Origin of the sequence: Thiohalobacter sp. COW1, from assembly GCF_016629505.1 — a bacterium.
Taxonomy (GTDB): domain Bacteria; phylum Pseudomonadota; class Gammaproteobacteria; order Thiohalobacterales; family Thiohalobacteraceae; genus Thiohalobacter; species Thiohalobacter thiocyanaticus_A.
The window spans coordinates 1328696-1345605 of sequence record NZ_AP024239.1; the positions used below are offsets into that span (position 1 = coordinate 1328696).

General features: G+C 64.6%; 19 protein-coding genes and 1 tRNA gene. 10 read left to right on the top strand and 10 right to left on the bottom strand.

The genetic code is table 11. From position 1 onward, the window contains the following. Window positions 1-71: 71 nt before the first annotated feature. The 3 genes from COW1_RS06215 to COW1_RS06225 all read left to right on the top strand — a co-directional run bounded on the left by COW1_RS06215 (window position 72) and on the right by COW1_RS06225 (window position 3158). Window positions 72-734, top strand: coding sequence for a HEAT repeat domain-containing protein (locus COW1_RS06215; RefSeq protein WP_201345730.1), 663 nt, complete (start codon window positions 72-74; stop codon window positions 732-734). Next, on the top strand, window positions 712-2178 hold the full coding sequence (locus tag COW1_RS06220) for a deoxyribodipyrimidine photo-lyase (protein WP_201345731.1): 1467 nt from the start codon (window positions 712-714) through the stop codon (window positions 2176-2178). Before COW1_RS06215 ends, COW1_RS06220 begins: the two co-directional genes overlap by 23 nt. Window positions 2179-2414: 236 nt before the next feature. Then, complete coding sequence (locus COW1_RS06225) at window positions 2415-3158, top strand: ferredoxin--NADP reductase (protein WP_201345732.1); 744 nt, start codon at window positions 2415-2417, stop codon at window positions 3156-3158. Between the two features lie 99 nt (window positions 3159-3257). Here the strand turns inward: COW1_RS06225 and COW1_RS06230 are convergent, their stop codons facing one another. The 5 genes from COW1_RS06230 to rtcA form a co-directional block, all read right to left on the bottom strand. After that, window positions 3258-4001, bottom strand: coding sequence for a spermidine synthase (locus tag COW1_RS06230; protein ID WP_201345733.1), 744 nt, complete (start codon window positions 3999-4001; stop codon window positions 3258-3260). 4 nt (window positions 4002-4005) lie between these two features. Beyond that, window positions 4006-4827, bottom strand: coding sequence for a tRNA cyclic N6-threonylcarbamoyladenosine(37) synthase TcdA (tcdA, locus tag COW1_RS06235; RefSeq protein ID WP_201345734.1), 822 nt, complete (start codon window positions 4825-4827; stop codon window positions 4006-4008). 19 nt (window positions 4828-4846) lie between these two features. Beyond that, entirely contained in the window at window positions 4847-5041 is a 195-nt protein-coding gene (locus COW1_RS06240) for a hypothetical protein (protein ID WP_201345735.1), read from the bottom strand. Between the two features lie 125 nt (window positions 5042-5166). Beyond that, window positions 5167-5373 (bottom strand): hypothetical protein, encoded by a 207-nt coding sequence (locus COW1_RS06245; RefSeq protein WP_096365965.1) that lies wholly within the window; start codon window positions 5371-5373, stop codon window positions 5167-5169. Between the two features lie 131 nt (window positions 5374-5504). Beyond that, window positions 5505-6545 carry an RNA 3'-terminal phosphate cyclase gene (gene rtcA, locus COW1_RS06250; RefSeq protein ID WP_201345736.1) on the bottom strand — a complete coding sequence of 347 codons (1041 nt, stop codon included), beginning with the start codon at window positions 6543-6545 and terminating at the stop codon, window positions 5505-5507. Between the two features lie 89 nt (window positions 6546-6634). Here rtcA and greB point away from each other — a divergent pair, with 89 nt between their 5' ends. Further along, window positions 6635-7135, top strand: a complete 501-nt coding sequence (gene greB / locus COW1_RS06255; RefSeq protein ID WP_201345737.1) for a transcription elongation factor GreB — start codon at window positions 6635-6637, stop codon at window positions 7133-7135. A 3-nt stretch (window positions 7136-7138) separates the two neighbouring features. Here the strand turns inward: greB and COW1_RS06260 are convergent, their stop codons facing one another. Continuing rightward, window positions 7139-7993, bottom strand: a complete 855-nt coding sequence (locus COW1_RS06260) for a hypothetical protein (protein WP_201345738.1) — start codon at window positions 7991-7993, stop codon at window positions 7139-7141. 96 nt (window positions 7994-8089) lie between these two features. Between COW1_RS06260 and COW1_RS06265 the strand changes: the two genes are divergently transcribed. From COW1_RS06265 to COW1_RS06275, 3 genes are all read left to right on the top strand, one after another. Continuing rightward, window positions 8090-9067 (top strand): ATP-binding cassette domain-containing protein, encoded by a 978-nt coding sequence (locus COW1_RS06265; protein WP_242466505.1) that lies wholly within the window; start codon window positions 8090-8092, stop codon window positions 9065-9067. Between the two features lies 1 nt (window position 9068). Continuing rightward, window positions 9069-9848, top strand: coding sequence for an ABC transporter permease (locus COW1_RS06270; protein WP_096365961.1), 780 nt, complete (start codon window positions 9069-9071; stop codon window positions 9846-9848). 250 nt (window positions 9849-10098) lie between these two features. Next, window positions 10099-10518 (top strand): NUDIX domain-containing protein, encoded by a 420-nt coding sequence (locus COW1_RS06275; protein ID WP_201345739.1) that lies wholly within the window; start codon window positions 10099-10101, stop codon window positions 10516-10518. 50 nt (window positions 10519-10568) lie between these two features. Here COW1_RS06275 and COW1_RS06280 read toward each other — a convergent pair whose 3' ends face one another. Together COW1_RS06280 and COW1_RS06285 are read right to left on the bottom strand one after the other, a co-directional pair. Beyond that, the gene (locus COW1_RS06280; RefSeq protein WP_096367529.1) at window positions 10569-11489 is read right to left on the bottom strand and encodes an alpha-E domain-containing protein; all 921 of its coding nucleotides are present in this window, start codon (window positions 11487-11489) and stop codon (window positions 10569-10571) included. Between the two features lie 2 nt (window positions 11490-11491). Continuing rightward, window positions 11492-12949: a circularly permuted type 2 ATP-grasp protein gene (locus COW1_RS06285; protein ID WP_096365959.1), complete on the bottom strand. Its 1458-nt coding sequence runs from the start codon at window positions 12947-12949 to the stop codon at window positions 11492-11494. A gap of 126 nt (window positions 12950-13075) precedes the next feature. Between COW1_RS06285 and COW1_RS06290 the strand changes: the two genes are divergently transcribed. Next, a complete protein-coding gene (locus COW1_RS06290) occupies window positions 13076-13813 on the top strand; it encodes a peptidase (RefSeq protein ID WP_201345740.1) in 738 nt (245 codons plus the stop codon). A gap of 15 nt (window positions 13814-13828) precedes the next feature. Here COW1_RS06290 and COW1_RS06295 read toward each other — a convergent pair whose 3' ends face one another. After that, on the bottom strand, window positions 13829-14878 hold the full coding sequence (locus COW1_RS06295; RefSeq protein WP_201345741.1) for a putative zinc-binding metallopeptidase: 1050 nt from the start codon (window positions 14876-14878) through the stop codon (window positions 13829-13831). A 189-nt stretch (window positions 14879-15067) separates the two neighbouring features. On the opposite strand from COW1_RS06295, the gene COW1_RS06300 reads away from it, so the two are divergent. Both COW1_RS06300 and COW1_RS06305 read left to right on the top strand, forming a co-directional pair. Then, a complete protein-coding gene (locus COW1_RS06300) occupies window positions 15068-15271 on the top strand; it encodes a hypothetical protein (RefSeq protein ID WP_096365956.1) in 204 nt (67 codons plus the stop codon). A gap of 106 nt (window positions 15272-15377) precedes the next feature. Next, window positions 15378-15454: transfer RNA gene (locus COW1_RS06305), tRNA-Arg, on the top strand. 4 nt (window positions 15455-15458) lie between these two features. Here the strand turns inward: COW1_RS06305 and COW1_RS06310 are convergent. Beyond that, window positions 15459-16679, bottom strand: coding sequence for a tyrosine-type recombinase/integrase (locus tag COW1_RS06310; protein ID WP_201345742.1), 1221 nt, complete (start codon window positions 16677-16679; stop codon window positions 15459-15461). Between the last annotated feature and the right edge of the window lie 231 nt (window positions 16680-16910).

A 16910-nucleotide genomic window follows, 5' to 3' on the forward strand; every position in this document is an offset into this window, starting at 1 on the left:
TCGTGGTGTCGTGGCTGTCCTCATCTTTCCGGCTGGTGTAGGGTTATGCCGACATCAACCAGGATAGCCGCATGAACAACACCGTCTCCCCACCCGACGCCCTGATGGTGCTGGGCAGCCGCTGCCCGCACTGCCCCACCGTACTGCAGGGCCTGAGCGAACTGATCAAGCAGGGCCGCATCGGCCGGCTGGAAGTGATCAACCTGGAACAGCGCCCCGACCTGGCCGAGGAACTGGGCATCCGCGCCGTACCCTGGGTACGGCTGGGTCCGTTCGAACTCGAAGGCCTGCGCTCGCCGGCCGAACTCAGGCAATGGGCCGAGCGCGCCGGCAGCACCGAGGGGCTGGCCGAGTATTTCCAGGAACTGCTCAAGGAGGGCAAGCTCCAGCAGGTGGTCGACCACATCCGCCGCGACCCGCCGGCACTGAAGGGCCTGCTGGTGCCGCTGGCCGATACCGAGGCCGAACTGCAGGTCCGGTTGGGCATCGGCGCAGTGATGGAGGATCTGGCCGGCAGCGAGGCCCTGCAGGCCGGGGTGGCGGACCTGGGCGAACTCACGCGCCATGAGCAGGCGCTGGTGCGCAACGATGCCTGTCATTACCTGGGCATGAGCGCCAGTCCCGAGGCGGTGCCCTACCTCAGGGCCCGGCTGGAGGACAGCGACCCCGGCGTGGCCGAAGTGGCACAGGAGGCACTGGAAGTGCTGCGGGATGCCGGCATCACCCTCCACTGACACGGCCATCCTCTGGTTCCGCCAGGACCTGCGGCTGGCCGACAATCCGGCGCTGCGCGCCGCCTGCCGCGATGCCGACCGGCTGATCCCGGTCTATATCCTGGAAACCGATGCCGATCCCTGGGCCCTCGGCGCGGCCAGTCGCTGGTGGCTGCATCACAGCCTGTCCGCCCTGGATGCGGCACTGCGTGAACGCGGCAGCCGGCTGCACCTGATGCAGGGCGAAGCCGCCGCCTGCCTGCAGCAGCTGGTCGAGGCCAGCGGTGCGACCGCCGTCTACTGGAACCGACGCTTTGAGCCCGCGGCCATCAGGCGCGACCGCGACATCAAGACCGATCTGAAGCAGCGCGGCATCAGCTGCCACAGCTTCAATGCCGCCCTGCTGATCGAGCCCTGGGACCACCTGAATCAGCAGGGCCGTCCCTATCGCGTGTTCACCCCTTTCTGGCGCAGCCTGCAGCCGCGGCTCGAGTCGCTCGCCCCGCAACGCACCCCATCACAGCTGCCCGGTCTGCCCCGGCGACGCGGGCGTTCGCTGCAGTTCGAGGCACTCGGGCTGCTGCCGCAACACGACTGGGACACCGGCCTGCATGATACATGGCAGCCGGACGAGGCCGGGGCGCAGAACCGGCTGCGGACCCTGCTGGAACGACGCCTGGCGGACTACCCGGACGCGCGCGACCGGCCCGATGATGAGGGCACCTCACGCCTGTCGCCGCATCTGCATTTTGGCGAGTTGGGACCGCGCCAGGTGCTGGCCCGTGTACTCCAGCACACGCACACGCAGCGCAGCGCCGGCCTGGTCGGCGCCGGGGAGCAGTACCTGCGCCAGCTGGCCTGGCGCGAGTTCGCACACCACCTGCTCTATCACTTCCCGGAGACCCCCGAACGGCCGCTGGACAGTCGCTTCGAGGCCTTTCCCTGGCGCGATGACCCCGATTCGCTGCGCGCCTGGCAACGCGGCCGCACCGGCATCCCGCTGGTCGACGCCGGCATGCGCGAACTGTGGCACACGGGGTGGATGCACAACCGGGTGCGCATGGTGGTCGCCTCCTTCCTGACCAAGAATCTGGGCATTCACTGGCGGGAAGGCGCGCGCTGGTTCTGGGATACCCTGGTCGACGCCGATCTGGCTAACAACACATTGGGCTGGCAGTGGACCGCCGGCTGCGGCGCCGACGCCGCCCCCTTCTTCCGCATCTTCAATCCTGTCACCCAGGCGCAGAAATTCGACCCCGACGGCAGCTATCTGCGCCGTTGGCTGCCGGAACTTGCCGCACTGCCGGACAAATGGCTGGCCCGGCCCTGGGAGGCGCCTGCAGCAGTGCTCGCCGAAGCCGGCGTGGAACCCGGCGCGACCTATCCCCGGCCGCTGGTCGACCTGAAGGCCTCGCGCGAACGCGCCCTCGGGGGCTGGGATGCAATCAAGGGAAAGTCCCGCTGAACCTCGCCCTGAGGAATGCAGGCCGGGGTAGCCTGCAAGGCGTAACCCGACACCGGCCGTGGCATGTCGGGTTACGCTGCGCTAACCCGACCTACGTCATGGTCCGACCTGCACCTGCAGAGCAACCGCCGGTCCCGTATAATGGGCGATTGGCCGGAAACACCCGGTCTTTCCAGGGTTGAGTCCGCGCCGGACAGCCCCTATAAAGATGCATTGAAACAAACGCGAGGTGTGCAATGGCCGACTGGCTGAAGGCGACATTGAGAGAGAAGGTCCAGTGGAGCGATGAGCTTTACTCGCTGCGCTTCGACGCGCCGCTGCCGGCGTTCAAGGCCGGGCAGTTCGTGCGCGTCGGACTGGATATCGACGGCGAACGGGTCGGCCGCCCCTATTCACTGGTCAATGCCCCGCATGAATCGACCCACGAGATCTATTTCAACATCGTTCCCGAGGGTCCGCTGTCGCCGCGCCTGGCCGAACTGGAAAAGGGCGACGAGTTTCTGGTGAACTCCGCCGTCAACGGCATGATGACCCTGGATCAGCTGCCCGAACACCGCCACCTGTGGCTGCTGGCCACCGGCACCGCGCTTGGCCCCTTCCTGTCCATCCTCAAGACCGAGGAGCCCTGGACACGCTTCGAGCGCCTGGTGCTGTGCCATTCGGTGCGCACGCCCGATGACCTGGCCTATCAGGACACCATCACCGAACTGCTGGAACAGCATGGCGATCAGCTGGATTTCGTCCCCATCGTCACCCGCGCCAGACACCCCGGCGCGCTCCATGTCCGCATCCCGGCCGCGCTGGAATCGGGCGAACTGGAGAAGCACATCGGCCTGGAACTCAAACCCGATGATGCCCATGTGATGCTGTGCGGCAACTCGGACATGATCCAGGATACCCAGCAGCTGCTGGAAGGCCGCGGCATGAAGCGTCATCGCAAGCGCGAGCCGGGGCACATCACCACCGAGAAGTACCACTGAGTCATTTCCCGATACAGACAGTAGGATGGGTGAAGCGAAGCGCAACCCATCGCGGCGCGGCAAAATGATGGGTTACGGCGCGATGCGCCTCCACCCATCCTACGCCAGCCGCCGGATCCGGTACTCCAACCGGCTGCGGGCCGGGTCCAGTTCCGGCAGGGTCTTCAGGGTGCGTCTGAGATCGCAGCTGCTGGCGGAGAACTTGAGCCAGGCGCCGACGGCGTTTTCCAGCCGCGGATGGGTGAATTCGAACGCCGAACGGTAGCGGGCGCGCAGCCGCGGCGCGGCGGTGAATCCGCACTGGCGCAGGTCGCGCCGGCCGGGGAAGTTCATCACCAGCAACCCGCGACGGGTCAGGTGGGAGTCGAGCAGCCGCAACCAGGTCGGAGTGGCACTGACCGCGCGGGCCGGTTCCCGGTCGACTTCCATGAACAGGTCGTCGATGATCAGGTCGAAGGCCTCACCCTCGTATCGCAGCAGCCAGTCACGGGCATCGGCCTGCACCAGCTCGACGCCTTCAGTGTCCAGATCGAAAAAGCGCCGCGCCAGCTGCAGGTGCAGGCCATCGAGCTCCACTCCGGTCACGGCGGCGAACCGGGCATGACGGCGCAGCAGGTTGATCACGGCACCGCCGCCCACGCCCAGCACCAGCACCCGTTCGAAGCGGCGCTGCGGCTGCAGCAGGGCCGGCAGCAGCAGCAGGTCCCACACGCTGCCGGTCAGGGCCTGGCGCGGATTGTACTGGGTGTGCAGCACACCGTTGGTGTAGAGCCTGCGGGTGCGCCCGGCACTGCGCACCTCATAGTCGACGCCGGCGCGTCGTGTCCGCCAGATGACCGCCACCGGCTCAGTCGTCGCCGGCGGCCGACACGCTGCCGGCGCGACTGGCGACGCCGGCATGCCTGAGCGCGCGTTCCAGCGCCCGGGCCGCAGCGGCAAACCCGAAGCCGGCGGTCACTGCCACCGACGAGCCATAGCCCATTTCGCAGTCCAGATGCACACCGTGGATGCCGGGCTTGGCCGTGCACACGGTTCCATCGGCCCGGGGATAGACCGCCTGTTCGGTGGAGAAGACGCATTCGACACCGAAGCGGCGCGACGGGTTGCGGGTCCAGCCATACTCGGCGCGCAGCCGCGAACGCACCTTGGCCGCGAGGGCGTCGTTCCAGGTGCGGGTGAGGTCGGCGATGCGGATGGCGGTCGGATCGGTCAATCCACCAGCCCCGCCGGTGGTGATCAGGGGGATCCTGTTGCGCTTGCAGAAGTAGATCATGTCCGCCTTGAAGCGGATGCTGTCGATGGCATCGATGACATAATCGTAACCGAGCGGCAGCAGTTCCCACAGGTTGCGGCTGGTGAGAAAATCATCGACCACTTCCACCCTGCACCAGGGATTGATCTGCCGCACCCGCTCGGCCATCACCTCCACCTTGGACCGCTCCAGCGTGTCGCTCAGGCTGTGCAGCTGGCGGTTGACATTGGAGGGACTGATGTCGTCATGGTCGATCAGGGTCAGCCGGCCCACGCCGGTGCGCGCCAGCGCCTCCACGGCCCAGGAACCCACACCGCCCAGCCCGACCACGCACAGGTGCAGCCCCGGCATGCGGGCGAAGGCGGCCTCGCCATAGAGGCGGCGCACGCCGCCGAAGCGTACCTCATAGCTGTCCATCCGGGTGCGGCGTTCCGGTTCAGGCCGCCGGCGGCGGAGGCGGCACCTCGGTCGGGCTGTCGGGCGGGAGCTCCGGCGGCCCTCCGGGCGGCTCCTCCGGCGGCTGGTCCGGCGGAATGCCGGGCGGCACCTCGGTGGGCGGCTCCTCCGGCGGGAAGCCGGGAGGAATTTCGGGATCGCCGGCACGGCTCGGATATACGCTGGAATCCTGCATACTGCACCTCCTGTGTACAGGATAACCCGGAACCGGCCCTGCCGGCATCCCGGACCCCCTCGTGTCACGATTCAAACCAAAAACGCCGCCCCGAGGGGCGGCGCCGGTTGCGGCCGATGCGGGCTTCACTCCCGGATGATTTCCGGGTAGAACACCTTTTCCGGCTCCTTGGCCTGCAGCTCCGCGGCCTTCTTTCTGGCCTCGCCGTAGGTCATCTCGCCGTCAAGCGCACCGCGTTCGAACTTGTATTTATATTTCCAGCCGATGCGATAGCCGGTGTCTTCGTCACGATGTTTCAGGGGATCTGCCTTGAGTGTATAGGTACCAGACATATGACCTCCTCGTTCATACAGTCATTGACCGGACATCAGGGAGAAAACCATATACGCCCTGCCCGGAAAGGCGGGGGACGACACGGTTGAAGTCAAGTGCGGTCCAACTATATATCACGGCCTGCCGGACGTCACTCCAGACTGATCAACACGTGCCCCTTGTCCACCGACCGGACCTGGAAACGCCGTCCGGTGAAAGCGGCAATAACCTCGATCTGAGTGATGGTATGAGTGCTGGGCTCGAGGCTGCGGAAGCTGCCCTGGCCGGCCAGGGCCATTGGCAGCAGCAGCTGGTCCGCCAGCCAGGGACCGACCGGAACGTCTTCGTCCAGATAGGTCCGCACCTGATCCACCAGTCGCTGGGCAACCGTCTCGGCGGGCACGCCCTTCTCGCCCAGCGCGCTGAACACCTCGGTGATGTGTTCGCTGTAGACACTCACCCAGACTGCGTTGCCGGTACTGATGCAGTCCTCGACGCGATGGGCCTGCAGACCGCCGGCATGCACCGCCAGGCCGGACTGGAGCACGGCCAGTTCCCGCTCGGCGATTTCCAGCGGCAGGTTGGCGACCAGGGCCTGACCGTCCAGGGTCAGCACCTTGCCGCGCCGCGGGATCTGCAGCGGCCACAGATGCACGGCCGGTCGGATATGGACCCGGATGCGGCCGCCGCCCTCGGGGTAGAAGCCGGGGCGCACCAGTTCGGCCTGGATCTGCGGCCCCATGCGGTTGATCATGGGCAGATAGGCTTGGTTGAGGTATTCGAAGGTCGGGGCCAGGGGATTGTGGGTACCGCCGTCGAGCGTGAGGGTGGAGTCATCCTCGCCCAGCATCAGCGCCGGCAGCAGGGTCTGCAGCAGCAGCCCGGTGCTGCCGGCGGTACCGATATCGAAGTGATAGACCCCGGCCCGTACCGGGCCCGGCGCGAAGCTCAGCGCGGTCGAACCGAGTGCATCGCCGTCGACAACGGCGTCGCTGATCGCCGCGGCGGCACGCACTGCGGCCAGATGCTGCGGCTGCAGTCCGGGGCGTTTGCGGCCGATGCGGATATTGTCGATGTGAAACGGTCGCTGCAGACAGAGCGAGAGGGACAGTGCGGTGCGCAGCACCTGCCCTCCGCCCTCGCCGATGGAACCGTCGAGGGAAAGGGGTTGTGCGACTTCAGGCTGGTTCATGTCGGAACATTGTACCGGAGAGCGGACCGGGTTACAGCCCCGGCCGCAGCCGCTACAATCTCTTCACTCCTCACTCTTCGCTGCCCGCCATGTCACGTTACCGTCCACCGCAGCCCAAAGGCACGCCCTATATCACGCCTGACGGTTTCGCCCGCCTGCAGGACGAACTCAAGGGCCTGTGGCAGCGCCGCGCGGAGGTGACAAAGGCGCTTGCTGCGGCCGCGGCCGAGGGCGACCGTTCGGAGAACGCCGAGTACATCTACCGCAAGAAGGAACTGGCCGGCATCGACCGACGCATCCGTTATCTGCAGAAGCGCCTGCCCGAACTGCGGGTGGCGGGACAGCCCCCGAGCGATCCGCAGCGCATCTTCTTCGGGGCCTGGGTGACGCTCGAGGACGAGACCGGCGGGGAACACACCTATCGCATCGTCGGCGGCGACGAGTTCGATCCGGCCCGCGGCTGGATCAGCATCGACTCGCCCATGGCGCGTGCGCTGCTCAAGAAGACCCTGGAAGACGAAGTGGAGGTGCAGACCCCGCAGGGGCTGCGGCGCTATTACGTCAACGGCATCCGCTATGCCGAATCCTGAGCCTCACCCGGAACCGGTCCACAGCCAGCGGCCGAGCCCCTTCACCAGCCGTACCAGCAGCCACAGGAACAGCAGCGGCAGAATCACGGTCTGCAACACGAACACCACGATCAGGTCGATGGTGTGCTCACTGACCCGGGCCACCGTTGCGCGCAGTTCCGCCGTGCGCGCCTCGATGTCCAGCGAGCCGACCATCGAATCGTAGGCGCGCTGGGCGCGTTCCAGCAGGCCCGGCGCGCCCTCCTCCTCCAGCCGCTGACGGGTGGATTCGTTGATGCGACCGATCCGTTCCGTGCTCTGTTCGAGCTCGATGGTGGAGGCGGCATAGCGCGGCTGCAGAAACAGGCCGTACACGCCCTCGCCGGCCAGTGCGATCAGCGGGATGGCGAAGCGTATCACCAGCAGCAGCAGCGTCAGCTGCAGCAGACGCTGCGGCCAGTCGCCGGCCCGGCGCGGACACCACCAGAGCAGGATCAACCCCAGTGCGGCCACCAGGGTGACCAGCCAGGTGGTGCCGGTCCAGGCGGTCATGTCCAGCAGCACCCGCTGCAGGCCCAGCGAGGTCGAACTGACCAGCATCACCCAGGAGAAACGCTCGATCAGATCATTGGCCGGGTCCAGGATCTGTCCCGGGGCGAAGTTGACCCCCACCCCGGCCGGCTGGAAGGCCACCTCGGTGCCCTGGGCAACCGAAATGACGCCATTGAGCCCGCGGGCAATGCCGAAGGTCACCAGTGCCCGCTTGAAGCCGGCCTCGGTATAGTCACGCCCGGCCGCATCCAGCCAGCCGCCGTGCGCCAGCCCCAGCAGGAGCAGGATGCACAGGCTGAGCAGCGATTTGCGGAGCTTGGTCGGCATCGGCACTTCAACCCGGAGCAGTTCAACAACCCTGAGGTTAACATGCCGCTTCCGCCCCTGTATTGCGACAGCTTTCACCGTTTCGGTGGATTCGGTATGCTCACGAGGCTTCATGCACAGGCAGAGACCATCCAGACCATGTCCCTTCCCCAACCCGACATGCCGGCCGCGCCCCTGGTCCGGGCCCGCGGCCTGACCAAGCTCTACGATCACCACCGTGCCGTCGACGCGATCGATTTCCGCATCCCACGCGGCAGGTGCTTCGGCTTTCTCGGACCCAACGGCGCCGGCAAGACCACCACGCTGCGCATGCTGATGGGCCTCACACCCATGAGCGCGGGCGAACTGACGGTATTCGATCTGCCCCTGCCGGCGGCGGCGCGCGAGGTGCGGCGTCGGGTCGGCATCGTGCCCCAGGCTGACAACCTGGACCCGGATTTCAGCGTGGAGGAAAACCTGCAGGTCTACGCCAGCTATTTCGGTCTGGGCGGGGCCGACACCGAGGCCCGCATTCAGCGCCTGCTGGAATTCGCCGCCCTGACCGAGCGCCGCCGTGCCAAGACCGAGACCCTCTCCGGCGGCATGAAACGTCGTCTCACCATTGCCCGGGCCCTGATCAATGATCCCGAACTGGTGATCCTGGACGAACCCACCACCGGCCTCGATCCCCAGGCCCGGCACATCATCTGGGGCCGATTGATGGAACTGCGCCGCCGCGGCACCACCCTGGTGCTGACCACCCATTACATGGAAGAGGCCGAGCGCCTGTGCGACGAACTGGTGATCATGGACCAGGGTCGCATCCTCGACCAGGGCACAGCGAACGAACTGATACAGCGCCACGTGGAACCGGAGGTGATCGAGATCCGCGGCCGGGGCGAACTGCTGGAGCGGCTGCAGCCGGAGCCGGACTGCCGCATCGAACAGATGGGTACCAGCCTGTACTGCTATACCCACAGTTCACGCGATCTGATGCAGCGGTTGCAGTCGGACCCCGAGCTGACCTTCATGCACCGGCCCGCCGGTCTGGAGGATGTCTTTCTCAAACTCACCGGCCGGGAGCTGCGCGACTGATATGTTCGACTGGCGACTGCCCAGCCTGCGCCGCGACGCCCTGACCGTGCTCAGGCGCAACCTGCGCGTGTGGCGCAAACTGCTCGGCCCGGCCGTGGCGATGAACTTCGGCGAGCCGCTGCTGTACCTGCTCGGCTTCGGCTACGGGCTGGGCATCTTCATCGGCCAGATGGCGGACATGCCCTATCTGACTTTCCTCGCCTCGGGCATCATCGCCTCCTCGGCCATGACCACGGCCAGCTTCGAGGGCATGTATTCGGTGTTCACCCGCATGGTGCCGCAGCGCACCTACGAGGCACTGCTGGCGACGCCGCTGGAGATCGACGACATCCTGGCCGGCGAAATGCTGTGGTGCGGCACCAAGGCGCTGTTCAGCGGCATCGCCATCCTGGCCGTGGCCAGCCTGCTGGGAGTGGTCAACGGCTGGCAGGCCCTGCTGGCCCTGCCGGTGGTGTTTCTCACCGGCCTGTGCTTCGCCGGACCGGCCATCATCATGAGCGCGCTGGCCTCCAACTATGATTTCTTCAACTACTATTTCGTACTGGTGGTCACGCCCATGATGCTGCTGTGCGGGGTCTTCTATCCCATCGACAGTCTGCCCGCGCTGATGCAGGGCATTGTCCAGGTGCTGCCCCTGACCCATGCCGTGGCCCTGACCCGGCCGCTGGTTGCCGGCCAGGCGGTGACCGACGTCGGCCTGCACCTCTCCGTGCTGGCTGCGTATACCCTGGTCAGCTACTACCTGGCCGTGGTGCTGGTACGCCGGCGGCTGCTGGTGTAAAAAGAAAGAGCGCCACGGAATACACGGAAAGCACGGACACTATCGATGCCAAGTCGGAGGGCTGTTTGAGATTCCCCGTCATTCCGGCGCAGGCCGGAATCCAGAAGCCGCCGTGGTCAATGGATTCCGGCCTGCCTTGGAATGACGAGCCCCAAGTCAGGCGGAGCCCCTTCAGTTTTTTTACAATCATATTTTCCGTGCATTCCGTGTATTCCGTGGCGCTCTTGAATCAACACCGCAAGGACGCCCGATGAAGCCCTATCTATCCGCCGGCGTGGTTGTAATCCGGAACGACGCGGATCAACGGCTGTACCTGCTGCTGCGGGCCTACAACTACTGGGATTTCCCCAAGGGCAAGGTGGAGCCGGACGAGACCCCGCTGGCCGCTGCCATGCGCGAGGTGAAAGAGGAAAGCGGCATCACCGATCTGCAGTTCGACTGGGGCGAGCCCTGGATCGAGACCCGGCCCTACGGCCGGCCACTGAAGATCGCCCGCTACTACCTGGCCCGCACCGGGACCGAGCACATCACCCTGGGGTTCAACCCCGAACTCGGGCGGCCCGAACACCATGAGTACCGCTGGGTCACGGCCGGGCAGGCGCGGCGCCTGCTCACCCCGCGGGTGTTACGGGTATTGGATTGGGCGGAGGGGATTCTCAACACCCGATGATGACAGTTCACCTGCAGGGGGCAAGGCCGCTGCTGCAGACAAGCCCGGAATCAGAAATAGGTCTCAGTGATGCGCTGATGCACCTTCGCCAGCCCCAGCTGCAGGTCATCGATCAGACCATGCAGTTCATCCTGCGCCAGCTTCTCCGGCTTCACCCGCAGCACCTTGCGCTGCAGCGTGCCCAGCGCCTTGAGCGGCTTGTCGTTATGCGGCAGGTTCTGCAGACAGTTCTCCACCTCGCAGCTGGTGTGCACAAAGGCACGGGGAAAACGCCGTTCCTGCAACAAGAAGCGCAGCACGTCCGGCCGGCGGACCCGGATACGCATGGTGCGCCGGTACATCTGGTAGGCGGTAAGCGATTTCAGCACCGACATCCACTGGATGTTCTCGAACGGGGTCAGATCCTCATGCGTCTCGGGCAGCAGGGTGGCGGAACGCACGTCGATGATGCGGGTGGTCATGTCGGCACGTTCCAGGTTGCGCCCCATGCGCAGGAAGTCGTAGCCCTCGTCGTGGGTCATGGTGCCGGCCAGCAGACCGGTGATGGTCTGCGCGCCGAGGATGATCCGGCGCAGGTAGTCATAGCGATTGCGCTGGGCCAGCGACTGGCCGGCATCCTCGCGGGCACTGAGATAGAGTTGATTGACCTGCTCCCAGGCCTCGCGCGGAATGATGTCACGGATGGTCCGGGCATTTTCCCGCGCCAGACTGAGCGAGGTCAGTATGGAACTGGGGTTGTTGAGGTTGGTGATCAGGAAGCGGATCACGCTGCGCTCGTCGGCCTCATGATAGTGCGCGTTGAACACCTCGCGCGTACCCATGATGTCGATGATCGGCTCCCAGCCCAGCCGCACCCGCCTGGGCAGATCGAGCAGCAGATTGGTATTGACGTTGATCAGGCGCGCGGTATTCTCGGCCCGCTCGATATAGCGCGCCATCCAGTAGATGTTCTCGGCGACGCGGGAGAGCATGGTCATGAGGACGCCTCCGTGTCGACGATCCAGGTATCCTTGCTGCCGCCGCCCTGGGAGGAATTGACCACGGTGGATCCCTTGCGCAGCGCGACCCGGGTCAATCCGCCTGTCGTCACATGGGTCTGCTGCCCGCTGAGGATGAAGGGCCGCAGATCCAGGTGGCGCGGCTCGACCCGGTTGCCGACCAGGGTCGGTGCCGTGGACAGGGTCAGCATGGGCTGGGCGATATAGTTGCGCGGGTCACGCCGGATCAGGCGGGCGAACTTGTCGCGCTCCTCGTTATCGGCCTGGGGCCCGATCAGCATGCCGTAGCCACCGGACTCGTTGGCCGGCTTGACCACCAGCTTGTCCAGGTTGTTGACCACGTAGTCGCGCTCATCCTTGTTGACGCACTTGTAGGTCGGCACGTTGGGCAGCAGCGGATCTTCATCGAGATAATACTTGATGATTTCGGGGACGAAGGCGTAGACCACCTTGTCGTCGGCCACGCCGGCGCCGGGGGCGTTGGCCAGGGCCACCTTGCCCGCCTTCCAGGCCCGCATCAGGCCCGGCACGCCCAGCATGGAATCCGGATCGAAGGCCTCGGGATCGAGGAACAGATCATCGATGCGGCGGTAGATCACGTCCACCCGGGACAGTCCCTCGATGGTGCGCATGTAGACGCAATCATCCTTCTCCACCACCAGGTCGCGGCCCTCCACCAGCTCGGCACCCATCTGCTGGGCCAGGTAGGCATGCTCGAAATAGGCCGAGTTGTACACCCCCGGCGTGAGCACCACGATCTCGGGTGCGTCGCCCGGGCGCGGCGACAGCGAGGCCAGGGTGTCGTAGAGTTGGGAGGGATAGTCATCCACCGGCAGGATGCTGTACTGCTCGAACAACTCGGGGAAGATGCGCTTCATTACCAGGCGGTTTTCGAGCATATAGGATACGCCCGAAGGCACGCGCAGGTTGTCTTCCAGTACATAGAAGGCGCCGTCCCGGTCGCGCACCAGGTCCGAGCCGCAGATGTGCGCCCAGATGCCGCGCGGCGGCCTGATGCCGATGCACTGTTCGCGGAAGTTCTTGGAATCGGCCAGCAGTTCGGCGGGAAAGACCTTGTCCTTGACGATGCGCTGCTTGTGGTAGAGGTCGTCGATGAACAGGTTCAGCGCATGCACGCGCTGCTTGAGGCCGGCCTCCACCCGGAGCCATTCGTGCCTGTCGATCACCCGCGGGATGATATCGAAGGGCCAGGCCCGGTCGATGGAACCCTCCTCCTCGGTGTAGACCGTGAAGGTGATGCCCATTACGTGGATGGCCAGTTCGGCAGCGGCCTTGTACTCCTCGATCTCCTGGTCCTTGAGACCGCGCAGATACTGGCACAGGGCCTGGGCCGCGGGCCGGGGCCGGCCACTGGCCCGGATCAGCTCGTCATAGAGCCCCTTGACCTTGTAACTTCCCCAACGTATCGCCATGGCATCCTGCTGTTCCGATTGGGATCGGCATCACATTAACCCGCTGCAAACAGCGATTGCAAGCCCGTTGGATTGTATCGATAATTCGAACGAAACCCGCCCCAACCCTGCACCAGGAAAGCACACGTGACCTACTGTCTTGCGATAAAAGTGAACAAGGGCCTGGTCTTTGCCTCCGACTCGCGCACCAACGCGGGAGTGGACTATGTCACCACCTACGGCAAGATGCACCGCTTCGTCTGGCCCGGCGAGCGCGTCTGCATCCTGCTCAGCGCCGGCAGCCTCGCCACGACCCAGGCGGTGATCAACCTGATCAACAAACACCTGGAGGACGAGGCCGAGTTCAATCTGCGCACGGCTGAGCACCTGTACGAGATCGCGCACTATGTGGGCAAGCTCAACCAGCGCGAGCAGCATCTGCACGAAAAGGCGGTGGAAAAATCCAAGATCAATGTGGAGGCAAGCTTCATCGTGGGCGGCCAGATCGCCGGCCGGGCGCCGGAGATCTACCTGGTCTATCCCCAGGGCAACTACATCAGCGCCTCCCCGGAGACCCCGTACCTGCAGATCGGCGAGAACAAGTACGGCAAGCCCATCCTGGACCGCATCATCGGCCAGGAGACCAGCCCGGAGGACGCTGCCCGCTGCGCGCTGGTATCGCTGGACTCGACCATGCGCAGCAACATCTCCGTCGGTCCACCCATGGAACTCGCCATCTATACGGCTGACAGCCTGGAAGAGCCGCGGCATATGAGCCTCAAGCTGGCCTCGCCCTTCTACAAGACGCTGCAGAAACGCTGGAACGAGGGCCTCAAACGCGCCTTCAACCGGCTGCCGCGTTTCGACTGGGAGGACGGCAAATGATCTGCGGTCCCCGCCTCAGGCAAAGGCGGCGCCACACTGCCCCTGCACCACCTGGTGCACGAAGCGCAGCTTCTCCAACGCCCGGCCCGAGAGCACGAAGGGATAGGCATCCTCCAGCCCCATGCTGCGGTTCAGGGCGTTGAGCGCAACGCCAAGATAGGCCCAGTCCGAGACCAGATCCTCGAACCGCTCTCCCGTGTCCGCGCCCATGCGGAAACCGTAGTCCTGGGCCGTTTCCAGGGTATCGGTCATATGCAGATAGTGGGCCCAACTCTCGGCCCAGTCCTCCCAGGGATGGGCACTGGCATAGGCGCTGACATAGTCCTGCTGCCAGTCCGGCGGCGGCCCCTGCTCGTAGTAGCGTTCCAACGCGCTGTGGTAATCCGCCTGCTCATCACCGAACAGGGCATGAAACTCATCCAGCCAGGTGCCGCGCCGGACCAGCAACTCCCAGTAATAATGGCCGATCTCGTGCCGGAAATGGCCCAGCAGGGTGCGGTAGCGTTCGTTCATGCGCTCGCGCATCCGTTCCCGTTCGCTGGGCTCTGCCTCCATGATATTGATGGTGATGATGCCGGTACTGTGCCCCGTGATGACCTGCCGCTGGGGCGTAACGGCATTGCTGAACTCATTGTCCTGCTCGGGATCCTCCATGAACTTGAAGGCCAGCCCCCGCTGTGGATCGCTGCTGCGATCCACCACCGGCAGGCCCAGCTGCAGCAGGGTATAGAGCAGACGCCGCTTGGCGGTCTCGATCCTGGCCCAGAGGGTGAGGTTGTTGCCCTCGCTGAGATTCGGGATGACCCGGTTGAGTCGACAGGACACGCAGAAGGCATTGTTCTCCTGCGCCGGCACCATCCAGTTGCAGACATTGTAGCGGCTGTAGTTCGCGCACTGGCGGTAGAGGCCGCCATCGGCCAGCGCCGTCCAGTTGCCGCTGGCCGCGGGCTCCAGCGCGGTCAGAACCCCGAGTCCGGGCAGAAAGCCCAGTGACCGCTCGCACACCAGGCAGCGGTTGTTCTCGAAGTGCAGCCGGTTACCGCACACACAGCCGAAGGTCTTCAAAACGCCAGCCTCTCCCTCTTATTAATCAATGAGTTGAATGAGACGCACAGGACTGCCGACCTCGACCCGGGAACCAAAACCCTGTTCTGCCCAAGGGAACTGGGCAGGATCCTCGATGACATTTTAGAGTAATGGACCCCGTAAAGACATGCCTGCTTCGAGGCACCAACGAGCAAGGAGGTAAGTCAAATGTCCGAACAGCAAACCCTGACCCTGAAACCCGCTCAGCACGACAAACTGGGAGTCGTTCACTGCGGCGTGACCCGCCCGGGCGTGGTCGCCTGTGCCGGCGAGCTCAAGGATATCGGCGACGGCGAGCAACTCCACATCGACCGTGCCGACATCGACATCAAGCGCGACGGCGACGAATACACCTTCACCCGCAGCCACTGAGCGCCCGGCAGGCGGGGCGGACAGTCCCTGCCCGCCCCGCCCGCTTTCCCCCGCCCCGACCGGCTTGCACTCGGCCGTCTTTTTCCGGATAATTCCCGCCTTCAACGCGCCCGTAGCTCAGCTGGATAGAGTACCTGGCTACGAACCAGGCGGTCGGAGGTTCGAATCCTTCCGGGCGCGCCATCTTTCAAGCACTTGCAGCACCCGTGACATCGCGATTTTCCGACTGTGTGCTGTGTGTGTTGTGAACCAGATAAAGCGCCGGTTTCTCGGCCGATCCCACCAGTCTCTCCACCATGCCGATCATGGTCATCGTCTCCGCCGCCGAGTAGTGCGTGGTGATGTCATGATTGACATGACCGAGCAAGTCCTTGCGATCCTCGCGGGACACGCCCGCCTCACGCAAACGGGTGGCAAAGGTATGACGTAGATCGTGCACCCTCAGGTGCATATTCTCCCCGCGACAGTGCTCCAAACCCACTTCCTGCCGTGCCCGTTTCCAGGCCGTGTTGTTGAGCTTGGTGAACGGCTTGGCAATGCCCCCCTTGTCGGTCCTGCCCCGGAAGACAAAGACAAACTCGGGATGATCGCCGCGGACCGTCTCCACGATTTCACGTGCCACACTGTTGAGGAAGATCCGCCGCGGCCGGCCATTCTTGCTCATCGGCAAATCGAACACCGACCAGCCATTGGGCAGCTTGACCTCGTACTGCCAGCGTAACCCGCCAATCAGTTCTCCCTTGGCATCCCGCTCAGGCAGAACCTCATGCTCGCGGCACCCTGTCATGGTGATGAACCAGGCCACCAGGTAGGCGTGCATGGGCAGGCGCCGAAACATCTCCCGCTGCTGCTGGTGCGTCAGCGGGTAGCCTCCGGACTCGCCCTTGGTAACATCGCCGAAGCGACCCGGCCGTCGCGGCAGCAGCTTGATCCTCGGCGGATGCTGGATCCAGCTCATGCCGTTGTCCTTCCACTCGTAAGCGGCCAGGTTCAGCATGTGTCGAAGCACCTCCAGGGATCGATTGACGGTGTTGTTCTTGCAGGTCTTCAACCGCGCCTGCCTGAACGCCGCCAACTCCGGGTGGTCATTGTGCAACTCGGCCAGCGGAACGTGGCCGAGGACCGCGACCAGCATGTCACAGTGATAGACATCCGACTGGTAATTCCGACCATCGATGCTCAGCAGCTTGGCTGCGGCATCTTCAACCGTGAATGGGTAGCGCAACCCGTGTATGAGACGCTCGAGTTCCTCCTGTTCACGTTTCTGACAGTATTGCAGGGCTAGTTCGTAATTCTCGCAGCCCGTGCTTTCGCGTATGACAACTTTCTTCCTCCGGTACTTGACTGTTTTGTTGATCTGCCAGTACGGGGAGTTACTGCGTTTTGACAATCCGGGATACTTTCGCATGTTTCCTCCATGGGAATATTGCGGTCGTGACCGGACTGTCCGCTGCGCCTCAAATACTCCTCGAGTGCCCAGTCCAAATCAACCTTTCTGTAGAACACCCCCCGCTCGCCGAACCGGATGTCCGTCGGGATAAGGGGCTTGATGTATCGATTGAACAGGGTCTCACCCATGTCGAAGTACGCCGGCGCCCGACAGGCGCGGATGAGGCAGGGCTTGATATGACCCGTATCA

What these genes read in the sequence shown, in the direction of transcription:
- COW1_RS06285 (WP_096365959.1), bottom strand. Translation starts at nt 12,949, where the DNA reads ATGGCGATACGTTGGGGAAGTTACAAGGTCAAGGGGCTCTATGACGAG.
- COW1_RS06245 (WP_096365965.1), bottom strand. Translation starts at nt 5,373, where the DNA reads ATGTCTGGTACCTATACACTCAAGGCAGATCCCCTGAAACATCGTGAC.
- COW1_RS06225 (WP_201345732.1), top strand. Translation starts at nt 2,415, where the DNA reads ATGGCCGACTGGCTGAAGGCGACATTGAGAGAGAAGGTCCAGTGGAGC.
- COW1_RS06215 (WP_201345730.1), top strand. Translation starts at nt 72, where the DNA reads ATGAACAACACCGTCTCCCCACCCGACGCCCTGATGGTGCTGGGCAGC.
- COW1_RS06300 (WP_096365956.1), top strand. Translation starts at nt 15,068, where the DNA reads ATGTCCGAACAGCAAACCCTGACCCTGAAACCCGCTCAGCACGACAAA.
- tcdA (WP_201345734.1), bottom strand. Translation starts at nt 4,827, where the DNA reads ATGGACAGCTATGAGGTACGCTTCGGCGGCGTGCGCCGCCTCTATGGC.
- COW1_RS06310 (WP_201345742.1), bottom strand. Translation starts at nt 16,679, where the DNA reads ATGCGAAAGTATCCCGGATTGTCAAAACGCAGTAACTCCCCGTACTGG.
- COW1_RS06275 (WP_201345739.1), top strand. Translation starts at nt 10,099, where the DNA reads ATGAAGCCCTATCTATCCGCCGGCGTGGTTGTAATCCGGAACGACGCG.
- COW1_RS06270 (WP_096365961.1), top strand. Translation starts at nt 9,069, where the DNA reads ATGTTCGACTGGCGACTGCCCAGCCTGCGCCGCGACGCCCTGACCGTG.
- COW1_RS06240 (WP_201345735.1), bottom strand. Translation starts at nt 5,041, where the DNA reads ATGCAGGATTCCAGCGTATATCCGAGCCGTGCCGGCGATCCCGAAATT.
- rtcA (WP_201345736.1), bottom strand. Translation starts at nt 6,545, where the DNA reads ATGAACCAGCCTGAAGTCGCACAACCCCTTTCCCTCGACGGTTCCATC.
- greB (WP_201345737.1), top strand. Translation starts at nt 6,635, where the DNA reads ATGTCACGTTACCGTCCACCGCAGCCCAAAGGCACGCCCTATATCACG.
- COW1_RS06280 (WP_096367529.1), bottom strand. Translation starts at nt 11,489, where the DNA reads ATGCTCTCCCGCGTCGCCGAGAACATCTACTGGATGGCGCGCTATATC.
- COW1_RS06265 (WP_242466505.1), top strand. Translation starts at nt 8,090, where the DNA reads ATGCTCACGAGGCTTCATGCACAGGCAGAGACCATCCAGACCATGTCC.
- COW1_RS06220 (WP_201345731.1), top strand. Translation starts at nt 712, where the DNA reads ATGCCGGCATCACCCTCCACTGACACGGCCATCCTCTGGTTCCGCCAG.
- COW1_RS06260 (WP_201345738.1), bottom strand. Translation starts at nt 7,993, where the DNA reads ATGCCGACCAAGCTCCGCAAATCGCTGCTCAGCCTGTGCATCCTGCTC.